Below are 25,131 nucleotides of genomic sequence, written 5' to 3'. Positions count from 1 at the left end.
GCGGAATTCCGCATAACCCTCCGGGGAGACTAGACGTTAGCCACGCGGGCTGCGGGTGCCAACCCTTATTCGCACCCCTACCGAGCGGGAGCGGCGCCCGCCGGCCGGAGTATGACGCGCCGCGCGTTCAGCTCGCCGCGCTCCATGCGGCGGTGCACCTCGCCCGCGGCGGCGAGCGGCAGAACCTCCGTCGCCCGCGGGCGCAGCAGGCCCCCGGCGAGCAGGGTGTTGATGACGTCCGCGGCCTCGGCCAGCTCCGCCACGCGGGCGCGGGAGATGACGAAGCCCACGACGGAGCCGTCCTTCATGTACAGCTCGCCCGCCGGCAGCGTGGGCCGCGACCCCGACCCGGCCAGCACGACGACGCGCCCGCGCACGGCCAGTGTCCCGACCGCCCGCGCCAGATCGTTGCGGCCCGAGGTGTCGGTGTACACGTCGACGCCGTCCGGGGCGGCGGCGCGGATGCGTTCCCACTGGTCCTCGGCCCGGTAGTCCACGACCTCGGCCGCGCCGAGGGCGCGGCAGTGCTCGAAGTCGCCGGGCCTGGCCGTCGCGATGACGCGGGCCCCGGCCCAGGCGGCCAGGGCGACCAGCGCGCCCCCGACGTTGCCCGCGCCGCCCGCCACGACGACGGTCTCACCGGCCCGCAGCCGGCCGTGCGTGAACAGCCCCAGGTAGGCCGTCGCGGCCGGGTGCACGACGGCGACCGCGGTACGCGGGTCCACGCCGTCGGGCAGCGGGTACAGCCGGTCCGCGGGCACCACGGCCCGCTCGGCCGCCGCGCCCTGCCGCCCGCCGTGGCCGAGGCTGTTGCACCACACGAGCTGCCCCGGCGCGAAGCCCCGCACGTCGCCGCCGGTCTCCGCGACCGTGCCCACGAGGTCACGGCTGATGACGAACGGGAAGTCGAGCGGGGTGCGGAACACACCTGACCGCACGAACGTGTCCACCGGGTTGACCGTCGTCGCCGCCACGTCCACGAGCACGTCCGAGGGCCCGGGCCGCGGCGCGGGCAGCTCGCCGTAGCGGATGACGTCCGGGGAGCCGAGCTGCTCGATGAAGGCTGCGTGCATGACGCCATCGTCGCGCATCCGCCCGCCCGTCCGCGGAAGCCGCGCATTGTCTGTCAACTCCTGCCGCCCGCGGCCGGCCCCCCGCGGCGACTTGACAAATTTACCGGCCGCGCCTTGAAGGGCGGGAACGGGCGCTGCCAGGCTATGGGGCCGTATAGGTCGAGCTGCCCGGCGCGTGTTCTCATTTCGCATCTCTTCCTCCCCTTGTGTCGTGGAGCCGCTCCGTACAGGTGTTGCCGACGTACGCCCCGAAATCTATTGGTGAGAGCGTGAAAGCATGATTCTGCAACGCATAGCAAACCGTGGTTTCCGGCTGGGGTCACTGTTCGAGCGCGCAGCGGCACGTCATCCGTCCAACATCCTCGTCCTGGACCACGACCTCGACATTGCGCCGCAGCTCGGGCGCCGCGCCACCATCGCCGAAATAGCCGAGACGGTCGCCGACATGGCGTCGCGGCTGTGGGCCGCAAAGGTCAGGCCCGGCGAACGAGTCGTCATCTACAAGTCGAACGCCTTCGACATCGTGCTGCTCGCGTGCGCCGTCGCGCGGGTCGGCGCGGTGCCGGTGCTGCTGTCGCCGAAGCTCGACGGGCAGACCGTCGCCGAACTGGTGCGCCGGACGGACCGGCCGCACCTGGTCACCGACCAGGCCAAGATCGAACAGGAACTGCCGGAAAACATCTTCGAGTTGAGCGAGCGGGTGCTGCTGACCTCCGGTAGCCACGCGGACGCCACGGACCTGCACGCGCTGGCCGGTGCCGAGCGCGTCGAGGGCCTGACGATGCCGCCCGAACACCCCACGCTGATCACCCACACCTCCGGCACCACCGGCACGCCGAAGCTGGCCGTCCACACCGGCCGCACCCTTCAGGCGCGCTACCGGCCGCAGGTGTCCGCGCTCTCGCCGATCGTCCGCGGGCGCGAAACGATCGCCATGCACGTGTCGTTCGTGCACTCCCGGATCTTCACCGCGCTTGCCATCTCCCTCTTCCGCGGCTTCCCGATCGTGATGCTGGTCGAGTCGGAGGCGAAACACGTCGCCGACCTGTTCGCGCAGCTGCGGCCGGGCATCCTGGAGGCGCACCCCAACTCGTTCATGCAGTGGGAGGAGCTGGCCGACGACCCGCGCGGCCCGCTGCGCAACGTGAAGCTGTTCAGCAGCACGTTCGACGCCATCCACCCGCGCACCGTGCACCGGCTGCTGCACGCGACGCGCCGCCGTGCGCCGCTGTTCGCGCAGCTGTACGGGCAGAGCGAGGTGGGCCCCGCGGTGGCCCGCGCGTTCTCCAAGCGGCGCGCGCTCGAAGCGGACGGCCGCTGCGTCGGCATGGCCATCCCCGGCATGACCGAGGTCAGGGTAGTCAGCCGCAACGGGAAGCCGCCGTCGGAGCAGCACCCCGGGTACATCGAGGTCCGCAGCGACGGCCGGATCGTCACCTACCTCGGCGAGCAGGAACGCTACGACGCGCAGGTCACCGACGGCTGGTGGCGGATGGGCGACGTCGGGTACCGCACGAAGTGGGGCTGCGTGCACCTGCTGGACCGCGAGGTCGACCTCATCGAGGACTTCGGCAGCACCCTGGCCGTGGAGGACCAGCTGTTCGGGAAGCTGGACAACCTCGTCGAGGTCGTCATCGTGCCGGACGAGAACAACGTGGCCACGCCCATCGTCTGCACCCGGGACGACGAGCCGCTGGACCTGGCCGCCTGGCGCTCCGCGGTCGCGGGCCTGCCGAAGATGGCCGAGCCGGTGCAGTGGAAGCACGAGGACCTGCCGCAGACCGCCACCACGAAGATCAAGCGTCTCGAACTGGCCAGGATTCTCGCCGAACGTGCCGCCTGACCCTTCCCGGCGGCCGGCGGGCCCGGCCACCTCGCGGTGGCCGGGCCCGCAGCACGTCAGCGTTCCCCCGGCACCTCTCGCGCGAAGTGCAGCGCGGATATCGACATGCGCCACGCGTGGTAGAAGCGGTGCGCCCCGTGGTTCGCAGTGCCCGAGTCCAGCTCGACCCTGACGCACCCGGCCCGCGCGGCCCGGCCCGCCAGCTCGTCCATCAGCAGCCGCCCGACCCCGCCGGAACGGCGCTCCCGCTCCGTCACCAGATCGTCCACGAACAGCAGCCTGCCCCGGCTGGTCGCCAGCACCCGGTGCGAGGCCACCCCCAGGCAGCGGCCCTCCCGGTCATAGGCCGCGGTGAACACGAGCCCCTGCCGGTGCGCCTCCCCGGCGAACGCGGAGAACCCCTCGGCAGTCAGCCCCGGCCGCAAGGCCCGGATCAGAGGCGCCACATCACGCTCGAGCCGGTCATCCCCCGGCGCTATATCAGCGAACTCCAGCTGCACGCCGGCCATCCTAGGCTTCGCCGGCGTGCCTGACGTGATGGGGGTGACGACGGCGCCCCGCCTGCCGGGCGGCGATTACCTCGGGGTGACCGAGGGGTGGCTAAGCATCACTACGCTCTCCTTCGGTTCGGTGCGGCGGCGGGACGACCGTGCCTGCGGCGCCCGGTGGTTCGCCGCAGCGACGGTCCGCCGTGGCGCGCCACACGGCGAAACCCGAGGAGTCTTCCGTGCGAGTCTTGTTCACCGTCTGGCCCGCGGCGGCGCACCTCTACCCGAGCGTTCACCTGGCATGGGCCCTCCGGGCGGCGGGGCACGAGGTGTGCGTGGCGTCCCGGCCGACCCTGACGGACACGATCGCGGGTGTCGGCCTGTCCGCGGCGCCGCTCGTCGACGAAGTGGAGCTGGCGCGTTCCGTCGGTGCGGGCAATCCGGCATCCGAGGAGACGCTGCGGACGATGGACCGCATCACCGAGGCCATGGCCATCGGCCAGGACGACCCGGTCGGCTTCCACGTCTGGCGCAGCCACCGGGACTACGCCATTCCCGCAGTGAACGACCTCCAGCCGATCGGCGCGGACCCGGAGGGGCCCCAACCGGTGCTGGACGCCCTGGTGGCGTTCTGCCGCGACTGGCAGCCCGACCTGGTGCTGTGGGACCCCACGACTCCGATCGGCGCCGTCGCGGCCCGGGTGGTGGGCGCCGCGCACGCCAGGCTCCTGTGGGGACTCGACCTCATCGGCTGGTCCACGGACCTGTTCGCCCGGCGCAAGCGCGAGCTGGCGGGCGCGCTGAAGGACGAGGACCCGATCGTCGCGGCGGTGCGGCCCATGGCCGAACGGTACGGGCTCGCGGTCGAGGACGACCTGTTCCACGGCCAGTGGACGGTGGACCCAATGCCGGCCGGCCTGCGGCTGCCCACCGAGCGGCGCGTCGTGCCGATGAACTGCGTCCCCTACACCGGCTCCGGCGCGATGCCCGGCTGGCTGCACGAATCCTCGGGGTGCCCGCGGGTCGCGCTGACCCTGGGCGCGTCGATGCGGGCGTTCGGGAAGGACAGCAAGCCGCTCATCGCCAACCTGCTTGACGCGCTCGGGGCCCTGGACGTCGAGGTCGTCGCGACGCTCAACAAGGCGCAGCTGGAGGGCATCGCGCACCTGCCGGACAACGTGCGCACCGTCGACTACATCCCGCTCACCCAGCTGCTGCCGACGTGCTCCGCGGTGATCCACCACGGCGGGGCCGGCTCGATGAGTGCCGCCGCCGTCGCCGGGATTCCGCAGCTCGTCGCCATCGACGACGACAACGTCATCGAGGGGCCCGTCGTCGGGACGTACCTGACCGAGGCCGGTGCCGGCCTGATGGTGCGGCACGGGGAGCACACCGTGGAGGACATGCGCGCGGTGGTCTCCCGGCTGCTCGACGACCCCTCCTTCGAAAGCGGCGCCGCTGCCCTGCGAGGCGACGTCCTCGGCGCGCCGACTCCCGCCGAGGTGGTGCACGTTCTGGAACGCCTGACGGCGCATCACCGCGCGGCCACCCGACGCACGGTCAACTGAGCGCGTCGCGACGGAGATTAGAGCGTTCGCTCCAGAGCTCGTGTTAGCCTCCCTGTCAATAGAGCGATCCATCCAGTGAGTTATAACAAGGGGTCCTTATGTCGAAGCAGCCGGTCACGGTCATCGGGCTCGGCCCGATGGGGCACGCCATGGCCAGCACGTTCCTGGACAACGGCCACGCGGTGACGGTGTGGAACCGGACCGCCAGCAAGGCCGACGACCTGGTGGCCAAGGGCGCCACCCTGGCCGCGAGCCCTGCCGAAGCGGTGTCCGCCAACGAGCTTGTCATCCTGAGCCTGACCGACTATGAGGCGATGTACGCGATCCTGGACGACGCCACCGGCGCGTTCAGCGGCAGAACCCTCGTCAACCTCAGCTCGGACACCCCGGACAAGGCCCGCGCTGCGGCGGCCTGGGCGTCCGAGTACGGTGCGCAGTACCTCACGGGCGGTGTGCAGGCATCGCCCGTCGGCATCGGCGACCCGAAGACGTTCACCTTCTACAGCGGTCCGAAGGCCGTTTTCGAGGCGAACAAGAGCGTGCTCGAAGTCCTCACCGGCACCGACTACCGCGGTGAGGACCAGGGCCTGGCGGCGCTGTACTACCAGCTTCAGCTCGACGTCTTCTGGACCACCGCGCTCGCCTGGCTGCATGCCCTGGCCGTGGCGAACGCCAATGGCATCTCCGCGCAGGACATGCTGCCCTACGTCTCCGGCACCGTCGCCGGGATGCCCGACTTCTTCGGCTTCTACACCGCGCGCATCGACGAGGGCGAGCACCCGGGCGACGTCGACCGGCTCCCCATGGGCGTGGCCAGCGTCGACCACGTGGTGCGGACCGCCATCGACGCCGGCGTCGATGCCACGCTGCCCGCGGCCGTTCTGAAGGTCTTCGAGCGTGGCATCGCCGAGGGCCACGCCAATGACAGCTTCACCAGCCTGTTCGAAATCATGAAGAAGCCCTCGGCCTGACCTCCCCGCACGGTCGCCTCGTCGTCGGCCACGCGCGGCCCGGCCGATCCCTCAGCGGTAACTCGCGATCAGCCGGGCCAGATGGGCCCCCGCCGCATCCAGGGGATCGCCGACCCGCGAAACCTGGGCGGTCAGCTCAGCACCCTGGACCGTACTGATCACGGTGTGGGACAGGGCCAGCGCATCCTGCTCGGTGAAGCCCGTGGCGCGCAGCTTGTCGTGGACCAGCGCGCGCCAGCCGGCGAACGCCTCGGCCGCCGCCGCCTGGAGCTCGGGGAGGCGGCCGTGGGTGCCGAGCGCGGTGGTCGTCACGGGGCAGCCGTCCATCCAGTCCGAGGCCCGCAGACCTTCCGCGAGCAGCCGGGTGAACAACGTGATACCGCAGCCCGGGTCCTCCTCGGCGACGAACACGGCGTTCAGCTCGTCGGTGAACTCCTGGGCACCGCGGTGGATCACCTCGATCGCCAGCTGCTGCTTCCCGCCGGGGAAGAAATGGTAGACGGAGCCGAGCGTCGCGTCGGCCTCCTGGGAGATCTGCTTGATCCCGGTGCCGTCGTATCCGTGACGCTGCATCAGGCGGGAGGCGGCCCGGAGGATGCGCTCGCGGGTGTCGACTACGGGTTTGCCCGCCGCCGACCGCTTCCGGGCACGCAGTGGCGTTGTCTCCATCCCACGAGATTAGCAGTCACGCGTCCGCAACGGAGGGCCGCGGCAGGCGACAGCCCTGTCCTGCCACGGAGTTACCAGCCAGTGAGCGGCGCTTCGCTAGCCTTCTCGAACCCCCCTTTTGCGTCATCGCTGACACCGGTACCCGAAACGTCACGTAGGGAGAGTGGGATGGCCGTCCGCGAAGCGGAATTCATGGCGGCACTCGATGCGGTGCGCAAAGTCGCGCCCGTGCTTCGGAGCAACGCCTTGTCGGCCGAGAACGAAAACTGGATTCCCGAGGAAAACGTCAGGCTGCTCGACGAGGCGGGAGTCTTTTCCGCCGCCGTGCCGCAGAGGTACGGCGGGCTCGACCTGCCCGTGGAACGGCAGGCGGCGCTGCTTGCCGAGATCGCGCGCTACTGCGGCTCCACGGGGTGGGTCGCCATGGTCTGGGTGACCACCGCCTGGATGGCGAGCCTCTACCCGGACCGCGCCCAGGCCGAAGTGTTCGCCGGAGGAAGCGTGCGCGTCTCCGGCGGCTTCACCCCATCCGGTACCCTGGTGCCGACCGAGGGCGGCTACCTGCTCACCGGCACCTGGCGGTTCAACACCGGTGTCAAAGGCGCGGAGTGGAACGTGTGCGCGGCGGTCGCCGAGTACCCGGACGGGCGGACCGAGGAGCTGTTCCCGCTGGTCCCGACATCCGCATTGTCCACGGGCGACGACTGGGATGTCTTCGGCGCGGCCGGCACCGGCAGCGTCACCTCCACGGCGAAGGACGTCTTTGTGCCGGCCCACCGCGTCGTTGACGCCGCGGTGTACGAGGCGGCCACCGGCAACCGCTGGAATGCGGAGGTGCACGGCCGGAACTACCACCTGCTCAGCTACATTCTGGCGGGCGGGGCCTCGGTGTTCACCGGCCTCGGCCGGGCCGCCCTCGACGCGTTCACCCAGGCGCTCCCCGGGAAGGGCATCACCTACACGAACTGGGCGGAGCAGAACCAGCATCCGCACATCCAGATCCAGGTGGCGGTCGCCACCAACAAGATCGCCTCGTGCGAGGCGCTTCAGGAGTCGTTCCTACGGCCGATCCAGGGGCGCGCGGACCGCGGCGAGCCCCTGACGCTGGCGGAACGGGCCACGGTACGCGGCCAAGTGGCCCACATCGTGCAGACGACGAAGGAGGCGGTCGGCGAACTCGCCGCGCTGAGCCCGGCCTCGGCCATTTCGCGGAGCAAGGAGTTCCAGCGCATTCACCGGGACATCCTGGCGCTTTCGCTGCACGGGCTGCTCGCCCCCATCGGCTCGCTGGAAGCCCAGGGGCGCGTCCTCCTCGGACTCGAACCCGGGACCGATTACCTGTGAGGCTCATGACCGCAGTCTGAAACGGGTCCCGTTCGGTCATGGTGCCGTTCGCGCGGAACGCGGCAAGGAGCCGCCGCCGTGCGAACGGTGTCGTGTCCGCTGAGGCGGTATCCCATGCCGACCACGACGGCCACACCCTCCTTTGAGGGTTCCCTCACATCGGGAACCAGAGAAGCCCAACCGGGCCTCTGCTCATGGGAGTTGAATAACCTACCCGACACCGCGCCGAGGGGAGCGCGGCGTCCGAACCGATTGCGCCGGACAGCGAAGGCGCCGTCCATGGCCGTTCGCTGAAAGGCAGCCGACCAACAAGGAACTTTCGTGAACTCTCGTGCATCAAGACCTGCAACCCAATGGCGCGTCGGGCGACGCTCGCTGCTGAAGGCGGCCGGTGCGACCGCCGCCGCCACGGCAGCCTCCGGAATGACCGCCGGAATCGCCCGAGCCGCAACGAGGAGGAATGCGGCGGGGGACGAGATAGCGGACGCCATCATCATAGGCGCAGGCTATGCAGGTGGAACAGTGGCTCGTGAGCTGTCCGCCCAGGGAATGAGCTCCATAATCCTCGAAGCACGCGACCGGGTCGGCGGCCGTATCTGGACCGACACCTTTGCCGGTGCACAGGTCGAGGTCGGCGGCGGCTGGGTGGGAGCCCAGCAGGTGCTGGTTCAGCGGGAGCTGAGCCGCTACGGCATCACCACGGAAATCGACGTGGCCCCCGAGCGGATGATGCTGCCGTCCGAAAACGGCTTCGAGAGCATGACGCCGACGGAAGCCCTCGCCGTCCTCAGCCCGCTGTGGGCCGAGTTCTACGCCGGCGCGGACGACTACTTCGAGCGCCCCTCCGAGCCCCTGTACCGCAGGGACCTGCTGGAGGGCGTCGACTGGAAGTCCCTGGCCGACCGGCTCGACGAAATCGCGCTCTCGCCCACCGAGTTCATGCGGCTCAACGGCGAGACCTCGATGTACTCGGGCGGCCCGAGTACCATCGGCGCACTCACCGGTATGGCGCAGTGGTTCCAGCTCGCCGGCGGCACCTACGGTAGCTTCCTGTCGACGGCCGACAAGCCGGCGGGCGGCATGACCGCGCTGCTCGACGCCATGCTCGCCGACGCACAGGCCGACGTGCGCTTCGACTCTCCGGTCACCAGTATTACCGAGTCCGGTGGGCAGGTCACCGTGGAGACCACCGGCGGTGCCACCTTCGCCGCGCCGGTGGTCGTCGTGGCCACGCCGACCAACGTGTGGAAGCACATCTCCTTCCAGCCGGGGCTGCCCCCGGCGCAAGCGGCTGCGGCCGGCGACGGCATCGGCGTTCCGCACTCCAAAAAGATGTGGCTCCACGTGAGCAACAAGGAGGCTGTGACGGTCCAGGCCGAGGAGGGCGCGCCGATCGCGATGCTGATGTCCGCTCAGGAACTGGACGAGGGGCGCCTGATGGTGGCCTTCCCCGGCCCTTCGCTCGACACGAGCGACGCGGCTGCCGTGCAGCAGGCCGTACAGCAGCTGCTGCCGGGCACCTCCGTCCTGGACTACCGCTCGCAGGACTGGGGGCGTGACCCCTGGTCCCGCGGCGGCTGGGGGCTGCGCAGGCCCAACCAACTGCTCGACCTGTTCCCGCAGATCGAGGAGCCGCACGGGCGCATCCTGTTCGCCGGCGCCGACATCGCGCAGGGCTGGCACGGTGCCTACATCGAGGGCGCCGTCGAGTCCGGGCTGCGCGCGGCACAGCAGGCGCTGTCCCTGGCATGACACCCGGCCGTCCCCGGCCGCCCCCGTGGGCGGCCGGGGACGGGCGGCCGGTCCGCGTCGCGCCGGGGCGGTGCCGTAATTTGGGGAGCAGTCCTGTCCGGTGCCGGGTCCGACCGGCACCCAGAGCCCAAGGAGACCTCATGGCCGTATCGCTGTCCAAAGGCGGAAATGTCTCGCTCACCAAGGAGGCCCCCGGCCTGACCGCCGTCGTCGTCGGCCTCGGCTGGGACGTGCGCGTCACCACGGGCACCGACTTCGACCTGGACGCCAGCGCCATCGCCGTGAACGCGAACGGCAAGGTGTACTCGGACAGCCACTTCGTGTTCTTCAACAACAAGCAGACGCCGGACCAGACGATCGTCCACGCCGGCGACAACCGCACCGGCGAGGGCCAGGGCGACGACGAGCAGATCAACGTCAACCTGGCCGCGCTCCCCGCGGACATCGACAAGATCGTCTTCCCGGTGTCGATCTACGACGCCGACTCCCGCAAGCAGAACTTCGGCCAGGTGCGGAACGCCTACATCCGCATCGTCAACCAGGCCGGCGGCACCGAGATCGCCCGCTACGACCTCAGCGAGGACGCCGCCACCGAGACCGCCATGGTCTTCGGCGAGCTGTACCGCAGCGGCGCGGACTGGAAGTTCCGCGCCGTCGGCCAGGGCTACGCCGCGGGCCTCGCGGGCATCGCGCAGGACTTCGGCGTCGCGCTCTGACGCCCGCCGCGCGCCGCCCGCCCCGGGCGGCGCGCGGCTCACTCCGGCAGGTCGGAACAGCTGGCCGCCGACGGCAGTTCCGCCGCGAGGAACACCGTCTGCGCCATCATCCGGAAGCCCGACATCCGTTCCCGGAAGGTCTCGATGGACTCCTCCGGGTGCACCGAGTCGATCACCGCGTGCTCGCCGACCGCGTTGAACTGGTGGCTGACGCCCCGCGGTATCTGCACGTCGACGAAGGAACAGGGCGGCACCACGAGGTTGTACCGGGTGCGCGCGGCCCCGGGCGGCGCGTCGGGCAACGCGTCCTCGAACATGCGGGGAAGAAAAGGCGTCACCCCGGGAACGTTCCGCACGTCGAACGGCGAAAGACTGCTCACCCGGATTCTCGTATCAGGGCCCGTCATCATGCGCACGAAGCGCAAACCGGTGTGGACGTGCATACGCGAACACAAGTCCCGTTCCGCCACGTTGTAGAAATCCATGAGGTAGCGGTCCGCGAAGAAGTCGTCGAAAGGCGACTCCAGCATGTAGACGTCGCCCTCCTCGAACGTCTGGGAGCGCACGATCCCGTCGCCGTCCGGAGTCGTGGCCGCAGCACTTGACTTCGCGTTCCGCACCAGCCGCGCGAACGCGCCGACGACGGCCAGCGCCGCGTCCGCCGGGAGTTCGAGCACCGGCGTCACGACGCACCGCGCGGCATCGGTGAAACCCACGACGTCGTGCACCTCGTTCTCCGCGTCGGCGCTGACTTTCATTCGCTCATTCGACAAAACGGCCAACTCCCCGGGCGATAAGGCGCGGTCACGGCGCGGCGGAATTACTCCCGGATGCTAACAGCGCGGTTGCCGGGCCCCGCGGGCATCTCCCGTGCCGCGCGTTGCTCGTGTACGATCGCCCCGGCACATCGCGGAACAAGGGGGGACCGCATGATCTGCCCGCGCTGCAAGACGGAGCTGAAACGCACCGAGCGCACCGACCGGACGTGCTCGTCCTGCAAGCGGCCGTTCGCGCTCGAACCCAAGGAAAACCCGTTGCAGCTCCACGACGTCCGCGTGCACCGGCTCGCCGGGCGGCTCGGGGCGGAGGGGCGGCACACCTACACCGTTCCGCAGCTCTGGTACGCCGCGGCGCGCGGGCGCATACCCGCGGTGGACCACGACTACGAGGGCTGTCTGCCGGTCGCGTTCGGCATGCTCACCGTCGCCGTGCTGATCACCGGCGCCGCCACCGACTTCGGCTCCGACGCGTTCGTCATCGCCCTCCTCATCGCCCTGGCGCTGCTCGTGCTGGCCGTGATCTCGGTCGTGACCGGCCGCCGGAAGGCCAGGCGCTGGGGGCGGGTCGAGGTGCCGATGCAGCTCCACGACTTCCGCGGCACCGAGCTGGTGCGGTGGCAGCAGGTCTACGGCGCGCTGCCGGCCGGCTGCGTGGACGAGACCCGGGTCGCGCCCACCCCCGTCCGGGCGCCCGCGCTGGCGCTGCTGTGCCCCGACCGCGCGGTGCTGGCCTGCCTCGCCGCGAACGGCGTTCAGGAGCGGCACCGCATGGCCCTGGCCGCCCGCCTCGACGAGGTCCCGCAGGACGTTCCGGTGCTCGTGCTGCACGACGCGGGCGCCGACGGTCTTGCCCTCTTCGCCGCGGCCCGTGCCGCACTGGGCGAACGGGCCCAGGGCGTCGGCCTGTTGCCGCGTTCCGTGATGCACAGGGACCGGGCCAGAGCCGTCCTGCTGCGCACCAGACCCCTGCGTGCCGCCGAGTTGGCGGCCCAGATCCAGGCCCTGCGCACCTCGCCCGCGCGGCTGACGGAGGCAGAGGTGGCGTGGGTGGCCGACGGCTGGTGGTCGCCGGTGGCCGCGGTGCCGCCCGCCAAGCTGCTCGCCGCGGTCGACCGTGCGGCCGGGCGCGCGGCGGAGCGTGCGGCGGAAGCCGCCGACCCGGCCCGGCGCGAGGCCAGGCAACTCGGCTTCCTCACCTGGCCGGAGGCGGCGTGAGCCCGCGGCACGCCCTGCTTGAGCGCGCGCTGCGCGCCGCCGCCGAGCGGGCCGCGGACCCCGGCGGCCTCCGGTTCACCGAGCGACAGCTGTACTACGAGCTGTGCCGCGGGCTGCGCCCCTGGCACCGCGCGCCGCGCCGCCTCCCGTTCAGCACCGGACCGCCCGTACGCACCGCCGCGTTCTCGGCCGCGCTGCGCCGCGCCGGCGACCTGCCGGGGCTGCTGCCGCCCGCCGCGCCGCCCACCCGCCGGCCGGCCGGGCACCACACGCCGGAGCCCGACCTGTTCGACTACGGGCTGCCGCGGCTGCTGGTGTGCGAGTCGGACGACATCGCCCGCATGCTGCGGGCCAACGGGCTGCCGATGGAGTCCGCCTGCCCCGTCTACGGCGCGGGCGAACTGCCCCTCGACCCGGGTGTGTCCACGATGCTCACCCAGGCAGAACGGGCCACGGTGTACGTGCTGCACGACGCCTCGCCCGCCGGGCTCGCCTTCGCCGCGCACGCCGCCGGCCTCGCCGGAGTCCCCGACGGGGTCGGGGTCGTGCCGATCGGGCTGCGCCCGCGGCAGGCCGGCGCGCTGCACCTGCCGCACCGCCCGCGCGGTTCTGCCGCGGCCGGTGCCGCCGCCGCGGACACCCCGGCCGACCCGTGGGAGCGCCGCTGGCTCGGCCGCGGGCGCGCCGTCGAGGTGGCCGCGGTCCGCCCGGCGGCCCTGCTGCGCACCGTTCACCGGCTGGTCCGCGAGATCAGGCGCAGGCCGCCGCCCGCCGGGCTGCGCCGCGCGCGCGAAGTCGGCTTCCTCAGCTGGCCCGCCGCATGAGCAACGCCGGGCCCGCACCGCTCACACCGCTCACACCACTCACCTGAAGAAACGGAATGAGAGGCAGTGTCGCAGCCGCACACGCAGGAGACGACCTACACGGACGAACTGCTGGCCGACCGTTCCGTGCACCGCCGGTACTCCGACGGCCGTCAGGAGTGGCGCAGCCGCGGCAGCCGCGGCGAGGTCAGGTGGCGCGACGACAGGGGCGACGCGGGCACCGACGAGCCGCTCGGCCGTGATCTCGTCAAACGGACCTTCGACAACGGCCGGGTGCTGTACGGCCGGGAGGGCGGCTACGGCCGCACGCTGTGGAGCAACGGCGTGCTGACGGTGAACAGGACGTCGCTGGGCGGGCGTATGGGCACCGTGCTCGCCGCCGTCGCGGGCGGCGCCCTGGTCGGCGCGGTCCTCGCGCCGCCGGCCTTCCTCTCGCCGGACGAGGAGGAGGAGCTCCGGCGGGAGGCCGAGGCGCAGGTGGGCGGGGCGGGCGGCGGCGAGGGCGGCGAGGGTGGCGAGGACGCCGGTTACGGCGACTGGGGCGACGCGGGCGGCGCCGAGGACGATTTCGGCTGAGGGGGAGGGGAACGTGGCGCGATGGGGTGCCTGCCTGGCCGCGGAGGGCGCGGCCGGGCTGCTCGCCGCGGCGGGCGGCCGTTCCGTGACGGCCGCCGGGCGGCAGGCGCTGGGGCTGCTCGACGGTCCGGGCACGGCCACCGGCCCCTTCCGGGCGGCGGGGCTGACGGCGGTGGGCGAGGTCACGCTGTTCAACGCGCCCGAGCTGCGCGCCCGGCTCGGCGCGGGCGCCGTGCCGCGGGACTGCCCGGACGGCGAACTGCTGCTGCACTGCTACGCCAAGCTCGGCACCGCCGGACTGGCCGCGGCCGACGGCATGTTCGCGCTGGCCGTCGCCGACGGCGACGAGCTGGTCCTCATCCGCGACCACGTGGGCGCGCGCACTCTGTTCACGGCGCGCGCGGGCACCGCCTGGGCCGCGTCGACCTCGCTGCGCGCGCTCGGCCGCTGGCCGGGTCTGCGCACCGGGCTGCACCTGCCCGCGGTGCGGTCGTTCCTCACGTTCGCCTACCTGCCCGGCCGGGAGACGCTGCTGCGCGGCGTCCACGAGCTGCCGCCCGGGCGCTGCCTGCGGCTGCGGGCCGACGGCACCCGGACCGAGGAGACGTTCTGGGAGCCGGCCGAGGACGTCGAGGAGCTGCCGCCCGCGGAGCACGCCGCACGCCTGCGCGCACTGCTCGAAGACGCCACGGCGCGGCGGCTGCCCGCCGCCGGGCCGGTCGCGGTGCTGCTGTCCGGCGGCGTCGACAGCAGCCTGGTCACGGCGCTCGCCGCCCGGCTGCACGATGCGCCGGTGCGCTCCTACTCCATCGGCTTCGGCGGGGACACCCAGGACGAGCTGGCCTACTCGGGCCTGGTCGCCGCCCACTGCGGCACGGAACACCGGGTGCTGACCGTGCCGGGCGCCGCGGTCGCGGCCCGGCTGCCGGAGACGGTCGCGCTGCTCGACAGCCCCGTCGGCGACCCGCTGACCGTGCCCAACCTGCTGCTCGCCGAGGCGGTTTCGGCCGACGGGGCGGACGTGGTGCTCAACGGCGAGGGCGGCGACCCGGTGTTCGGCGGCCCGAAGAACCTGCCGATGCTGATTCACGAGCTGCACCGCGAGGACGCCTCGCCCGGCGCGCGGGCGCGGGCCTACATCGACTCCTACCGCAAGTGCCACGGTGACCTGCCGGTGCTGCTGACCGCGGACGCGCTCGCCCGGCTCGCCGACGCGCCGGAGCCCGCGGAGGCCGTCGCGCCCTATCTGCGGCAGGGCCGCATGACCGGCCTGCTGAACCAGCTGCTGCACGCCAACCTGCGGACCAAGGGCGCCCACCACATCCTCACCAAGGTGGAACGCATCACCGCCGCCACGGGACTTGAGGGCCGCGCTCCGCTGTTCGACCGGGCGGTGATCGACCACGCCTTCCGGGTGCCGCCGCGGCAGAAGCTGTCGGGCACCACGGAGAAGTGGATTCTGAAGGAGGCCGTGCGGGACCTGCTGCCCGCCACGATCGTGGACCGGCCCAAGAGCGGCATGAGGGTCCCGGTGCAGCAGTGGCTGGACGGGCCGCTGCGGGACCTGGGCCACGACCTGCTGCTCGGCCGGGCCGCCCGCGCCCGCGGCCTGTTCCGTGAGGACACCCTGCGCAGGTGGCTGCGCCGCGAGGGAACGCTGCTGCCGCGCCAGGGCGGCAAGCTGTGGCTCGTTCTCACGCTGGAGCTGTGGCTGCGGTCTTTCGACGTGGGCGCCTGAGCGCGCCCGAACGGCGGGCCCGTGCCCCGGCGGTCGGCCGGGGCACGGGCTGCCGGGCGGTGCGCGGGTCAGGCCGCCCGGCGGGCCTGCCGGCCCGCGGGGGCCGCGGCGGCGGTGCCGCCGGGCGCCCACGCGGCGGGCCGGTCGGAGCCGGACACCGCCGGGTCGTGGGTGATCGTGAATGGGGAGCCGGGTTCGATGTGGATGTCGCCTTGGGCGGAGTTGGTGATGGTGACGTCGGTGAGGGTGGCGTTGCCGCGGGCGCCGGCCATGGCCAGGATGCCGGAGCCGTGGTTGGAGCGGTCGATGGTGACGTTGGTGATCTGTGCGTCGGGGACGGCGCCGCCGCCGGTTTTGAACTGGATGCCGTCGTAGGTGGAGTCGTGGATGTCGGTGTCGCGGATGGTGACGCCGGGGATGTCCTGGGCGGCGGCGAAGAGGGTGATCGCGCCGAACTCCTGTGCCTCGCCCCAGAACGCGCCGCCGCAGCGGTGGAGTTCGTTGTTCGCGATCAGTGTCTGCCCGGAGAACGGCAGCGGGTCGTGGTCGGTGGCCAGCATGATCCCGGGATAGTTCATCGTGTCGGAGATGACGTTGTTCTCGATGGTGTTGCCGTATCCGCCGTAGATCGCGATGCCGTTGGCCCGCCAGGGCAGCTGGACGGTGTTGTTCGCGAAGGTGTTGCCGTGCCCGATGTCGGTGCCGGGGTCTGCCACGTAGCGGCTGGCCCACACCGCCAGCGCGTCATCGCCCGTGGTGCGGAGGTGCGAGTCGGTCACCTGGGAGTTGCTGGTGCCGTTGGTGAAGTTGATACCGTCGGCGTAGGTGTTGCGGATGCGCATACCGGAGAACTGAAGGCCGTCGGCCGGCCCCCACAGCTCGGGGATGTTGCTGTGGTCGCGCCCGGCCCACACCCCGACGTTCGCGTGCTCGATCCACACATTGGCGATGCGGGTGCCCTCACCGAAGCGGCCGTTGAGCCCGACCCCGCCCTCCGCGCCGCCGTCCCCGCCGCGGATCGTGCCCGAGCCGAAGATCGCGATATCGGAGATCTGCGTGTTCGCGTCGATGTCGAACCCGAAGTTCCCCTCGTGCGGATGGTTGATCCCCCCGGCCTCGTGCGGCGGGGTCAGCGTGTAGAACTGGGAGTGCCACATCCCCGCCCCGCGCAGGGTCACATCCCGGATACCGACCTGGTTGTGCGGGCCGCGGTCCAGCGGGTCGTCCGTGAGGATCTTCTGCTCCTGGCGCCACTGCCCGGCCGGCACCCACACACAGTCGATCTCCCCCTCCTGATCGGCCGTCACCGCCGCCTGGATCGCCGCGGTGTCATCCAGGCCATCGTCGGGCACCGCGCCGAACTCCGTGATCGAGGTGCACCCGGCCGGCTGCGGCAGTGGCGCCGCCACCTCCTCCAGATCGATCAGGTCCACGTAGTAGAACTCCGCGGTGTCATCCGCGTCCCGCTGGAGGCGGAACGTCGTCCCGGCCGGGTAGCTGCCGGCCAGCAGCGCATGGGACTCATCGAACAGCCGCCGCGCGTCGCCCTGCGGGGTGTTCGTCAGCCCCTCCGGGTCATCGGTGTTCCCGTACAGCCAGCTGTGCCGCGAGGACAGCGTCAGCTTCTGCACGAACTCCCCGTCCGCATACAGACTCAGACTCGCCTCCTGCCCCCCGCCCCCCGGCGCGTCCGGGATCGAGTTGCGCACCACGATCGAGTTCGTCGCGTTCACCGAGGTGAACTCCACGAATTCACCCGTCGCATCCAGCCGCACCGACGCACGCCCCGAGGACTCCGTGCCGAAATTCGTGTGCCCGAACGTCCGCTCAGCATCCGCCTCCACCAACGTCCCCTCGAACACCCCCGCCTCCGCCTCATACTCCACAAACGGCAACGACGCACCACGCCCCACCACGAGGGCGTGGCCGAGGGTGTTGTTGGCCTCGTTGGTCTCCGCCACGGCCTCGGTGGCGTCCGCGGTGGCGGTGAAGTCGGCCCCGCCGTCGACCGCGGTCCAGCTGCCGTCGAAGGCCACGGTGACCGTCTCGCCCGCGCCGACCGGCGGGGTGGGGGCGTTCAGCGTGGTGCCGGCCGTCGTCAGCCGGGTGACCGTGGCGGCGGTGACGTCGCTGGTGCCGCGGTTGCGTACCTCGGCGGTGAACGTGACCTCCGCGCCGACCGCCGGGTTCTGCGGGCTCGTGGTGAGGCCGAGGACCTGGAGGTCGGGCCCGGGGCGCACGCCGACCTCCAGGCGGTCGGGTGCGGTGAAGTCGTTGTTGGCGTTGTCCTGTTCGGCGATCTCGTCGTCCGGGTCGACCGTGGCCGCGACGCCGTGGCTGCCCTCGGACAGCGCACCGACGGGCACCCGGACCGTGGCCGATTCGCCCGCGCCGAGCGCGCCCACCGGCGCGCTGCCCGCGACGGTGCCGCCGACCCGGACGTCCACGGTGGTCGCCGCGGCGTCCGCGGAACCCTCGTTCGCCACCGTCGCGTTCACCGTGACCTCGTCGCCGTCCACGGGTGAGGCGGGTGTCCAGGTCAGGTCGGTGACGGTCAGGTCGGGATTGGGCGCCGGGGTGCCGATGACCTGGAGTTCCGCCACCTGGCCGCCGGGGGCGCCGGTGTTGCCGTGGAATGTGAGCCGCACGTCGGCGGCCCGCCCGTCGACGGGAATGGTCACCGTGTTCCGGTTCGCGGCCGGGCCGAAGGCGTGGTCGGCGCGGTCCGTGAGCGGTGTGAAGCCGGCCTCGCCCTGCGCGCGGCCGAGGACCTGGACGTTCTGGGTGCGCGGTCCCCAGATCGGGTCGGGGTTGAGCTTGACGACGACGGCGGAGAGGTCGGCGTCGGTGCCGAGGTCCACGGTCAGCGTGGACGGGAAGCCGTTGGACTCCCAGTAGGTGGTGACGTCTCCGTCATTGGCGTTGGCGGCGATGTACGACTGCGTCGTGGAGGACGCCTCGATCGGCCGGCCCGCGGCCAGATCGGTGGCGGCCGCGGCGGAGGCGGGGGCGGGCAGGAGTCCGACAGCGAGCAGGCCGGCCGGCAGGCAGGCGGCGAGCAGCCGTCTGCCGTGTTGCTTCCATGTCATGGGTGTCCTCTGTTCCCTGTGAACGGGGGGACTGCGGCAGGCCGACCAGGGGCCCGCCGGGAAGTTGCAATAAGCGTGCCAAGATTTGCGTGAGGAAGTTGAACTCTTGCGACTTGATGAGAGAGTTTTCAAGCGTGTCATGGGTTTGTCAACGGTTTCGGCATGCTTGTCCGGCCGAGTAGGGGCCGTATTAATTACTAATTTTCCTTGACGGGGTCCCCTCCCGCCCGCAAGGCTTCGGTGCATGACGCCGCACGCATGCCGGGGAAGTCCACGGGCAGACCGTCGAGGCCATCGCCCACCGCATCCTCGGCGGCCGGATCGCGCCATGGCCGCGGCCGAAGGCCCCGCCGAGGCCGTACGCGCGGACCTCGCCTTCCACCGCGCCCTCCTCGCCGCCACCCACAACGAGCTGCTGGAACGCATGAAGGTCGTCATCGAGTCCGGCCTCGCCGAACGCGACCGGATCGTCCGCGGCTCGGCGCACGCCGGCCGCCCCGTGCCGGGTCACCTGGCCGTGCTCGACGCCGTACGCGACCGGGACCCGGGCGCGGCCGAGGCCGCCATGCGCACCCTGCTCGCCCAATCCGTTCGCGACCTCGACGAGGTCAGGAAAGGACTCCGCACATGAAGATCACCCGCATCGAGACGTTCATGGTCCCGCCGCGCTGGCTGTTCTGCCGCGTCGAGACCGACGACGGCACCGTCGGCTGGGGCGAGCCCGTCGTCGAGGGCCGCGCCGAAGCGGTGCGCGCCGCCGTAGAGGTGCTCGCCGAGTACCTGGTCGGCCAGGACCCGCTGCGCATCGAGGACCACTGGCAGGTACTCACCAAGGGCGGCTTCTACCGCGGCGGCCCCGTCCTGTCCAGCGCCGTCGCCGGGATCGACCAGGCGCTGTGGGACCTGGCCGGCCGGCACTACGGCGCGCCCGTCCACGCGTTGCTCGGCGGCCCCGTGCGGGAGCGCGCCCGCGTCTACGGCTGGGTCGGCGGCGACGACCCGGGCGAGCTGGCCGAGCAGGTCGCCGCGCTGGCCGAGGCGGGCTTCACCGCCGTCAAGATGAACGCGTCGGGCCGCATCTCACCGCACCCCACCGCCGCGGAGATATCCGCGGTCGTGCGGCGCGTGGCCACCGCCCGCGAGGTCCTGGGCCAGGACCGGGACGTCGCGGTGGACTGCCACGGGCGGTTCACGGCCGCGGGCGCCCGCCGTCTCCTGGCCGAACTCGCCCCGCTGCACCCGCTGTTCGTCGAGGAACCGGTGCTGCCCGACCAGGGGCACCTGCTGCCGGGACTCGTGGCCGCCGGCCCGGTGCCCATCGCCACCGGTGAACGCATCTTCGACCGCGGCGGCTTCCTGCCGGTCCTCCAGGCCGGGGTGGCCGTCGCCCAGCCCGACCTCTCCCACGCCGGTGGCATCTCCGAGACCAGGCGCATCGCCACGCTCGCCGAGACGTTCGGCGCGCAGCTCGCGCCGCACTGCCCGCTCGGGCCCATCGCCCTGGCGGCCAGCCTCCAGGTCGACTTCGCCACCCCCAACTTCCTCATCCAGGAGCAGAGTCTGGGCATCCACTACAACAAGGACGCCGATCTCCTCTCCTACGTCGTCGACCCCGAGCCGTTCCGCTTCCAGGACGGGCACGCCGTCCGTTCCGACCTGCCCGGCCTCGGTATCACCGTCGACGAGGCCGCCGTGCGGGCCGCGGACCGCACCGGCCATGCCTGGCGCAACCCGGTCTGGCGCCACAACGACGGCTCATTCGCCGAGTGGTGACCGGCCGGGCAACGGCCGGGCAGGGCCTAGTTCCGGTCCTGGCGGGCGGCGAATTGAGGGCGGCGGCATTCACGAATCGCATCACCTCGGGGCCGTGCGTGCGACGTTGAGGGCTGTACTTCTCACTTAACTGAGGAGTAGCCTTGCGTAAACCGGCACGTACGGGCCGCTCGAAGTCGAGCGACACTCGGCGGCTGGGTGTGACCGGGGCGGACCGGGTCCGCCCGCAGCGTAGCTCCCAGAGAGCCCTCGCCCGAAGGATTTCCATGATGCGAATAGCCCGCGACCTCAGCGGGCCCGTTGTCGTTGTAAACCGCTTCGCGGTCAAACAGGACGCGCGTCTGTTCGAGCAGCAGTTCCTCGAGCACATAGGTTGTGTGGGGCGCCGTGGAAACGTGGACCTCATGACGACATTCCGGTCGGTTGATCAGCCGGGTAATTACATCCACTTCGGCTTCTGGCGCACACTCGGCGCGTTCGTCGAGACCGTGCACGACGAGACGATCCTGCGGCAGGCCGCGGAGGTGGGCACCCTCGTCGACACCCGTGCCGACCAGGCGGAATGTTTGGGAGAGGTGCGCAGCGACGGGGCCTCGGGGCAGCTCTCGGCCGCGTGCGCCGTCGTCAGCGGGTACCGCGCGCACGGGCGTGCGGGCGCCTTCGAGGAGCGGCTGTGGCGGCGCGCCGATCATCTCGCCCGCCATGGCGGCCCGAGCGGCGTCCGCGTTCTTCGTTCTTTCCTCTCGCCGCGGGACTACATCACTCTGGAATGGGGCGAGGACAGCCGCCTGTTCGACCAGGTGCTGCGTTCCTCCTCCTACCGCGAAATGACCGCGGATATCACGGAGGTTGCGGATGTGGAGGCGGACGTCGCTCAGTGTATTGCCGAGAAAGGCGGGTCGCAGGCCCGGCTTCGGCACTGGTGCCCGGGGGGCGTGGTGCCGACGCGGTAGGCGGGGCGGCGGCTCCGGGAATAGTTGAGTCCTGTTCGAGAGACGCTCGGTAGATTTCCCCAGCATGGGAATTCCGCCGCTTCTGGCGGCGGTTTCTGGACACTGGGGGAAGCGTGACCGGTTCTCGTAGTTTCACCGAGCACGTCAGGAAACGGGTCGCCGAGGCGCCCGGCCGGGACGCCGTGCTCCTGCTGGGCGACGATGCCGGCCCGGCCGCTCCGCACGTCCTCGACTACGCCGGTCTCGACGCGCTGGCGCAACGCCTCGCGGCGTGGCTGCGCGACCGCGGGGCCGCGGGTGAGCGGGTGCTCGTGCTCTGTTCGTCCCCCGGCCCGTTCGTGGCCGGAGTCCTCGCCTGCCTGTACGCCGGGGCGATCGCCGTGCCCGCGCCCTGGCCTGGCGACCGGCGGGCCCACGCGCGGCGGGCCGCGGCCATCGCCCGCGACGCCGCGGTCGGCGTGGCCCTCACCAGTCGTGCCGATGCCGCCGTCGTGTCCCAGCTGCTGGCCGAAGTCGGCCGCGGCCACGTTCCCTGTCTGCCGGTGGACGCGGTGCCGGACGCGGGCGACTGGCGGATGCCGGACCTGCGGCCCGACTCCGTCGCCCTCCTCCAGTACACCTCGGGTTCCACCCGCGAGCCGCGCGGCGTGATGGTGACCCACGGGAACCTGCTGGCGAACCAGCGCGCCATCGCCCGCACGCTGGGCACCGCACCCGGCACGCGGCTCGGCGGCTGGCTGCCGCTCTACCACGACCTCGGCCTGATCGGCCAGTTCCTGCACCCGCTGTGGCTCGGCGCCACCGCCGTGCTGATGCCGCCCGCGGCGTTCCTGCGGAGCCCGGCCGCCTGGCTGCGGGCGATCGGCGACCACGGCATCGCCGTGAGCGGCGCCCCCGACTTCGCCTACGAACAGTGCGCCCGCCGGGTCACCGACGCGGAGCTGTCGCAACTGGACCTGTCCGGCTGGGAGATCGCGGTCAGCGGCGGGGAGCCGGTGCGCGAACGCACCCTGCGGGCCTTCGCCGAACGTTTCGCGCCCGCCGGGTTCCGCGCCGCCGCGCTGACGCCCTGTTACGGGCTGGCCGAGGCCACGCTGCTGGTCACCGGTGCGGCGCGCGGCGCCCGCCGCACCCGGCGCGCGGACCCCGCGGCGCTCGCGGGCGGCGAACTGCGCGCCCCGGAGCCGGGCGCGCCCGCCCGCACGCTGGTCGGCTGCGGCCCGGCGGACGCCGCGGACGGCGAACTGCTCGTCGTGGAGCCCGAGACGGGGCGCGTGCTCCCCGAGGGCCGGGTGGGGGAGGTGTGGGTGCGCGGCGAGGGCGTGGCCGCGGGCTACTGGAACAGGTCGGGCGCCGCGGCCGCCCCGTTCCACGGCTCGGCCGAGGGGGCGGGCGCGGGCTGGCTGCGGACGGGCGACCTGGGCGTCGCCGCGGACGGGGAACTGTTCGTGACGGGGCGGCTGAAGGAGCTGATCGCCGTGGCCGGCCGCCATCTGTACCCGCAGGACGTGGAGGACGCGGTGCGGGAGGTGAGCGATGCGTTCGGCGCCTGCGTGGCGTTCGGCGTGCACGACGAGCCGGAACGGCTGGTCGTGGTGCAGGAGGTGCGGGCCGGGAACCGCTACCGGCTCGACCTGGCCGGCCTCGCCGCCGCCGTGCGGGACCGGGTGGCGCACGAGTTCGGCGTGGTGCCCGCGGCCCTGCTGCTGGTGCGCACCGGCACGGTGCGCAGGACGACCAGCGGCAAGCAGCGCCGTGGCACGATGCGGCGGCTGTTTCTCGCGGGTGAACTGCGCCCGCTGCACCAGGAGGTGCTGCCCGGCGTGCCGGAGGCGGCCGGGCCGCAGGAGCGGACGCTCAGGTGAGCCAGCCGGCCTGGGTGGCGATGCGCACGGCGTCGACGCGGTTGCGCGCGTTGAGCTTGGTCACGATGGTGGTGAGGTAGTTCCGCACGGTGCCGACCGACAGGTAGAGGCAGCCCGCGATCTCGTCGGTGTCCGCGCCCTGGGCGGCGAACCGCAGCACCTCGCGTTCCCGGGGCGACAGCGGATTCTCCTGCGTGTCCCAGGCGGACAGCGCCAGTTGGGGGTCGATGAACCGGCCGCCCGCGGCGACCGCGCGCACCGCCTTGCTCAGCTGTTCCGGCGGCGCGTCCTTGAGCAGCAGACCGGACACCCGGGTGCTGAGCGCCCGGCGGATCGTTCCTGGCTGGCCCTGCGCGGTGAGGATGAGAGTCCGGCAGGTCGGCACCTGCTCGTGGAGGGCCGCGGCGGCGGTGATGCCGTCGCCGCCGGGCAGGCCGATGTCGATGATCGCCACGTCGGGCCGGGAACGGACGGCGGCCGGCACGATCGCGTCGCCCCGTCCCACCGAGGTGACGACGCGCAGATCGGGTTCGAGTTCGAGCAGGGCGATCAGCGCACCCCTGATCATGGACAGGTCTTCGGCCAGCAGTACCTTCACTGGTTGCATGATTCCCCCGGTCACTCGTTCGCAGTGGTGCCTGACATCGATCGCGGGCCTGCCGCGGACGTTCCCTCCTGCCCTGCGCGGGCGGCCGCCGGCCACCGGGCGGGCGCCGGTACCTCGGTGGTCAGGCGGAAGAATCCGCCGGTCGCCCCGGCGTGGACGCGCCCGCGGGCGGCGGTGAACCGGGCGGTCAGGTTCCCGGTTCCGTGGCCCGCCGACGCGGTCGCGCCGTTCGCCGGTGCGACGCCGTCGTTCGTCAACTCCAGCCGAACCGTGCCCTGCTGGCGGTCGGCAGTGGTGCGGCAATGCCGCGCGTCGCTGTGCCCGAGTACGTTGGTGACGCCCTCGCGCAGGGCCGTCGCCAGCAGCGCGTCCACCTCGGGCGGCGGGCGGCCGCACCGCTCGACATCGATCCCGGCCTCGACCCCGGCCTCGATCCCGGCGGCGAGGATCATGTGGGCCATGGACGCCTCGTGCGCCAGCGACAGGGTGCGGTAGCCGTGCGCCACCGACCTGACGTCGGACAGGGCGCGGCGGCTGACGTCGAGGAGCGAGACGATCTCCGCGCGGGCTCGTTCGGGTCTGGCGTCCGTCAGCCGCGGCGCGGGTTCCGCCTTGAGCGTGATCGCGGAGACGCTGTAGCCGAGCAGGTCATGGACATCCCGCGCGAAGCGCCGCCGTTCCCCGGCGAGGCGGGACCGCAGCAGTTCCGTCGTGGCCAGGTGCGCCCGTCGGATCAGGGCGGTGGGCCGGGCCAGGCCGTGCAGGACGAGCCCGCCCACCGCCGTGCCCACCGTGGCGAGGCCCACGGCGGAGGGCGGCAGGCCCGCCGCGGCGAACGGCGCCGGAAGGACGAGCAGTACCGAACCGGCGAGGGGCGCGGCCATATGGGCCCAGCCCGCCTCGAAGTGGAACAGCAGAACGGCGGTCAGAACGGCGCGGATACCGGTCGTTACCGCTCGCCTTCCCGGGCTCCTGGAGGCAGAAGTGAACGTCCTGTGCGCATACTGGATCGCTGAAATGCCCGAGAGGAAAGTCGGCCAGAGTGCGGCCCTGACCGGCGGCGGGACACGGTGCAGCACTTCCAGGACCGCGAGCGAGCAGCACCCGCCGACAACCAGCAGCGTGACGGTCCGTGCCAGGCGAAACGCCAGGACGTTGCGGCGCGCCGACGGCCCGCCGGACTCGTGCGGCCCGCGGCTGTGCGTTCCAGGAGGTCCTCTGTCCGGGCCCCATAAATTGCCTGCCATCCAGGCGCTCCTCAAGGTGACCAATGGCCGCTTCAGATTAT

General features: G+C 72.1%; 21 protein-coding genes. 14 read left to right on the top strand and 7 right to left on the bottom strand.

What is annotated here, in order from left to right:
* Nucleotides 1–77: 77 nt before the first annotated feature.
* Entirely contained in the window at nt 78–1,073 is a 996-nt protein-coding gene (locus STBA_RS09905) for an NADPH:quinone reductase (protein WP_077063215.1), read from the bottom strand.
* A 277-nt stretch (nt 1,074–1,350) separates the two neighbouring features.
* Here STBA_RS09905 and STBA_RS09900 point away from each other — a divergent pair, with 277 nt between their 5' ends.
* Nucleotides 1,351–2,916, top strand: a complete 1,566-nt coding sequence (locus STBA_RS09900) for an AMP-binding protein (protein WP_077058894.1) — start codon at nt 1,351–1,353, stop codon at nt 2,914–2,916.
* A gap of 56 nt (nt 2,917–2,972) precedes the next feature.
* On the opposite strand, the gene STBA_RS09895 is transcribed toward STBA_RS09900, so the two are convergent.
* Nucleotides 2,973–3,341 (bottom strand): GNAT family N-acetyltransferase, encoded by a 369-nt coding sequence (locus tag STBA_RS09895; RefSeq protein ID WP_253194607.1) that lies wholly within the window; start codon nt 3,339–3,341, stop codon nt 2,973–2,975.
* A 302-nt stretch (nt 3,342–3,643) separates the two neighbouring features.
* Between STBA_RS09895 and STBA_RS39250 the strand changes: the two genes are divergently transcribed.
* Nucleotides 3,644–4,972 carry a nucleotide disphospho-sugar-binding domain-containing protein gene (locus tag STBA_RS39250; protein WP_077058893.1) on the top strand — a complete coding sequence of 443 codons (1,329 nt, stop codon included), beginning with the start codon at nt 3,644–3,646 and terminating at the stop codon, nt 4,970–4,972.
* Nucleotides 4,973–5,070: 98 nt separating this feature from the next.
* Nucleotides 5,071–5,943 carry an NAD(P)-binding domain-containing protein gene (locus STBA_RS09885; protein WP_077058892.1) on the top strand — a complete coding sequence of 291 codons (873 nt, stop codon included), beginning with the start codon at nt 5,071–5,073 and terminating at the stop codon, nt 5,941–5,943.
* Between the two features lie 51 nt (nt 5,944–5,994).
* Here STBA_RS09885 and STBA_RS09880 read toward each other — a convergent pair whose 3' ends face one another.
* A complete protein-coding gene (locus STBA_RS09880) occupies nt 5,995–6,612 on the bottom strand; it encodes a TetR/AcrR family transcriptional regulator (RefSeq protein WP_077058891.1) in 618 nt (205 codons plus the stop codon).
* Nucleotides 6,613–6,780: 168 nt separating this feature from the next.
* Between STBA_RS09880 and STBA_RS09875 the strand changes: the two genes are divergently transcribed.
* From STBA_RS09875 to STBA_RS09865, 3 genes are all read left to right on the top strand, one after another.
* On the top strand, nt 6,781–7,956 hold the full coding sequence (locus STBA_RS09875; RefSeq protein WP_077058890.1) for an acyl-CoA dehydrogenase family protein: 1,176 nt from the start codon (nt 6,781–6,783) through the stop codon (nt 7,954–7,956).
* 321 nt (nt 7,957–8,277) lie between these two features.
* Nucleotides 8,278–9,708 (top strand): FAD-dependent oxidoreductase, encoded by a 1,431-nt coding sequence (locus STBA_RS09870; protein WP_077058889.1) that lies wholly within the window; start codon nt 8,278–8,280, stop codon nt 9,706–9,708.
* 140 nt (nt 9,709–9,848) lie between these two features.
* Complete coding sequence (locus STBA_RS09865) at nt 9,849–10,424, top strand: TerD family protein (protein ID WP_077058888.1); 576 nt, start codon at nt 9,849–9,851, stop codon at nt 10,422–10,424.
* 38 nt (nt 10,425–10,462) lie between these two features.
* On the opposite strand, the gene STBA_RS09860 is transcribed toward STBA_RS09865, so the two are convergent.
* Nucleotides 10,463–11,182, bottom strand: a complete 720-nt coding sequence (locus tag STBA_RS09860; RefSeq protein WP_077058887.1) for a hypothetical protein — start codon at nt 11,180–11,182, stop codon at nt 10,463–10,465.
* 171 nt (nt 11,183–11,353) lie between these two features.
* Between STBA_RS09860 and STBA_RS09855 the strand changes: the two genes are divergently transcribed.
* The 4 genes from STBA_RS09855 to STBA_RS09840 all read left to right on the top strand — a co-directional run bounded on the left by STBA_RS09855 (nt 11,354) and on the right by STBA_RS09840 (nt 15,556).
* The gene (locus STBA_RS09855) at nt 11,354–12,418 is read left to right on the top strand and encodes a hypothetical protein (protein ID WP_077058886.1); all 1,065 of its coding nucleotides are present in this window, start codon (nt 11,354–11,356) and stop codon (nt 12,416–12,418) included.
* Nucleotides 12,415–13,242: a hypothetical protein gene (locus STBA_RS09850; RefSeq protein ID WP_077058885.1), complete on the top strand. Its 828-nt coding sequence runs from the start codon at nt 12,415–12,417 to the stop codon at nt 13,240–13,242. Before STBA_RS09855 ends, STBA_RS09850 begins: the two co-directional genes overlap by 4 nt.
* A gap of 66 nt (nt 13,243–13,308) precedes the next feature.
* Entirely contained in the window at nt 13,309–13,818 is a 510-nt protein-coding gene (locus STBA_RS09845) for a hypothetical protein (protein WP_077058884.1), read from the top strand.
* A gap of 13 nt (nt 13,819–13,831) precedes the next feature.
* On the top strand, nt 13,832–15,556 hold the full coding sequence (locus STBA_RS09840; RefSeq protein WP_077058883.1) for an asparagine synthase-related protein: 1,725 nt from the start codon (nt 13,832–13,834) through the stop codon (nt 15,554–15,556).
* Nucleotides 15,557–15,624: 68 nt separating this feature from the next.
* Here the strand turns inward: STBA_RS09840 and STBA_RS09835 are convergent, their stop codons facing one another.
* Nucleotides 15,625–18,645: a CARDB domain-containing protein gene (locus STBA_RS09835; RefSeq protein WP_077058882.1), complete on the bottom strand. Its 3,021-nt coding sequence runs from the start codon at nt 18,643–18,645 to the stop codon at nt 15,625–15,627.
* Nucleotides 18,646–18,973: 328 nt separating this feature from the next.
* Here STBA_RS09835 and STBA_RS09830 point away from each other — a divergent pair, with 328 nt between their 5' ends.
* From STBA_RS09830 to STBA_RS09815, 4 genes are all read left to right on the top strand, one after another.
* On the top strand, nt 18,974–19,276 hold the full coding sequence (locus STBA_RS09830) for an FCD domain-containing protein (protein WP_290443775.1): 303 nt from the start codon (nt 18,974–18,976) through the stop codon (nt 19,274–19,276).
* Nucleotides 19,273–20,418 carry a galactonate dehydratase gene (gene dgoD, locus STBA_RS09825; RefSeq protein WP_077058881.1) on the top strand — a complete coding sequence of 382 codons (1,146 nt, stop codon included), beginning with the start codon at nt 19,273–19,275 and terminating at the stop codon, nt 20,416–20,418. Before STBA_RS09830 ends, dgoD begins: the two co-directional genes overlap by 4 nt.
* Nucleotides 20,419–20,684: 266 nt before the next feature.
* On the top strand, nt 20,685–21,371 hold the full coding sequence (locus STBA_RS09820; RefSeq protein ID WP_077058880.1) for a hypothetical protein: 687 nt from the start codon (nt 20,685–20,687) through the stop codon (nt 21,369–21,371).
* Nucleotides 21,372–21,484: 113 nt separating this feature from the next.
* Nucleotides 21,485–23,236 (top strand): fatty acyl-AMP ligase, encoded by a 1,752-nt coding sequence (locus STBA_RS09815; protein WP_077058879.1) that lies wholly within the window; start codon nt 21,485–21,487, stop codon nt 23,234–23,236.
* Here the strand turns inward: STBA_RS09815 and STBA_RS09810 are convergent.
* On the bottom strand, nt 23,229–23,843 hold the full coding sequence (locus STBA_RS09810; protein ID WP_077058878.1) for a response regulator transcription factor: 615 nt from the start codon (nt 23,841–23,843) through the stop codon (nt 23,229–23,231). The genes STBA_RS09815 and STBA_RS09810 overlap by 8 nt on opposite strands.
* 11 nt (nt 23,844–23,854) lie before the next feature.
* Nucleotides 23,855–24,727: a histidine kinase gene (locus tag STBA_RS09805; RefSeq protein WP_107485017.1), complete on the bottom strand. Its 873-nt coding sequence runs from the start codon at nt 24,725–24,727 to the stop codon at nt 23,855–23,857.
* Between the last annotated feature and the right edge of the window lie 404 nt (nt 24,728–25,131).

The sequence above is a fragment of the Streptomyces sp. MP131-18 genome, assembly GCF_001984575.1.
GTDB classification, from domain to species: Bacteria; Actinomycetota; Actinomycetes; order Streptomycetales; family Streptomycetaceae; genus Streptomyces; species Streptomyces johnsoniae.
The sequence above is the reverse complement of the archived record's forward strand: the minus strand, read 5'-3'. Positions and strand labels throughout refer to the sequence as shown.

Bases quoted from the DNA above. Each gene is read 5' to 3' on its own strand.
- dgoD (WP_077058881.1), top strand. From the start codon at position 19,273: ATGAAGATCACCCGCATCGAGACGTTCATGGTCCCGCCGCGCTGGCTG.
- STBA_RS09805 (WP_107485017.1), bottom strand. From the start codon at position 24,727: ATGGCCGCGCCCCTCGCCGGTTCGGTACTGCTCGTCCTTCCGGCGCCG.
- STBA_RS09865 (WP_077058888.1), top strand. From the start codon at position 9,849: ATGGCCGTATCGCTGTCCAAAGGCGGAAATGTCTCGCTCACCAAGGAG.
- STBA_RS09830 (WP_290443775.1), top strand. From the start codon at position 18,974: ATGGCCGCGGCCGAAGGCCCCGCCGAGGCCGTACGCGCGGACCTCGCC.
- STBA_RS09810 (WP_077058878.1), bottom strand. From the start codon at position 23,843: ATGCAACCAGTGAAGGTACTGCTGGCCGAAGACCTGTCCATGATCAGG.
- STBA_RS09875 (WP_077058890.1), top strand. From the start codon at position 6,781: ATGGCCGTCCGCGAAGCGGAATTCATGGCGGCACTCGATGCGGTGCGC.
- STBA_RS09880 (WP_077058891.1), bottom strand. From the start codon at position 6,612: ATGGAGACAACGCCACTGCGTGCCCGGAAGCGGTCGGCGGCGGGCAAA.
- STBA_RS09885 (WP_077058892.1), top strand. From the start codon at position 5,071: ATGTCGAAGCAGCCGGTCACGGTCATCGGGCTCGGCCCGATGGGGCAC.
- STBA_RS09835 (WP_077058882.1), bottom strand. From the start codon at position 18,645: ATGACATGGAAGCAACACGGCAGACGGCTGCTCGCCGCCTGCCTGCCG.
- STBA_RS09900 (WP_077058894.1), top strand. From the start codon at position 1,351: ATGATTCTGCAACGCATAGCAAACCGTGGTTTCCGGCTGGGGTCACTG.
- STBA_RS09855 (WP_077058886.1), top strand. From the start codon at position 11,354: ATGATCTGCCCGCGCTGCAAGACGGAGCTGAAACGCACCGAGCGCACC.
- STBA_RS09860 (WP_077058887.1), bottom strand. From the start codon at position 11,182: ATGAAAGTCAGCGCCGACGCGGAGAACGAGGTGCACGACGTCGTGGGT.
- STBA_RS09820 (WP_077058880.1), top strand. From the start codon at position 20,685: ATGATGCGAATAGCCCGCGACCTCAGCGGGCCCGTTGTCGTTGTAAAC.
- STBA_RS09905 (WP_077063215.1), bottom strand. From the start codon at position 1,073: ATGCACGCAGCCTTCATCGAGCAGCTCGGCTCCCCGGACGTCATCCGC.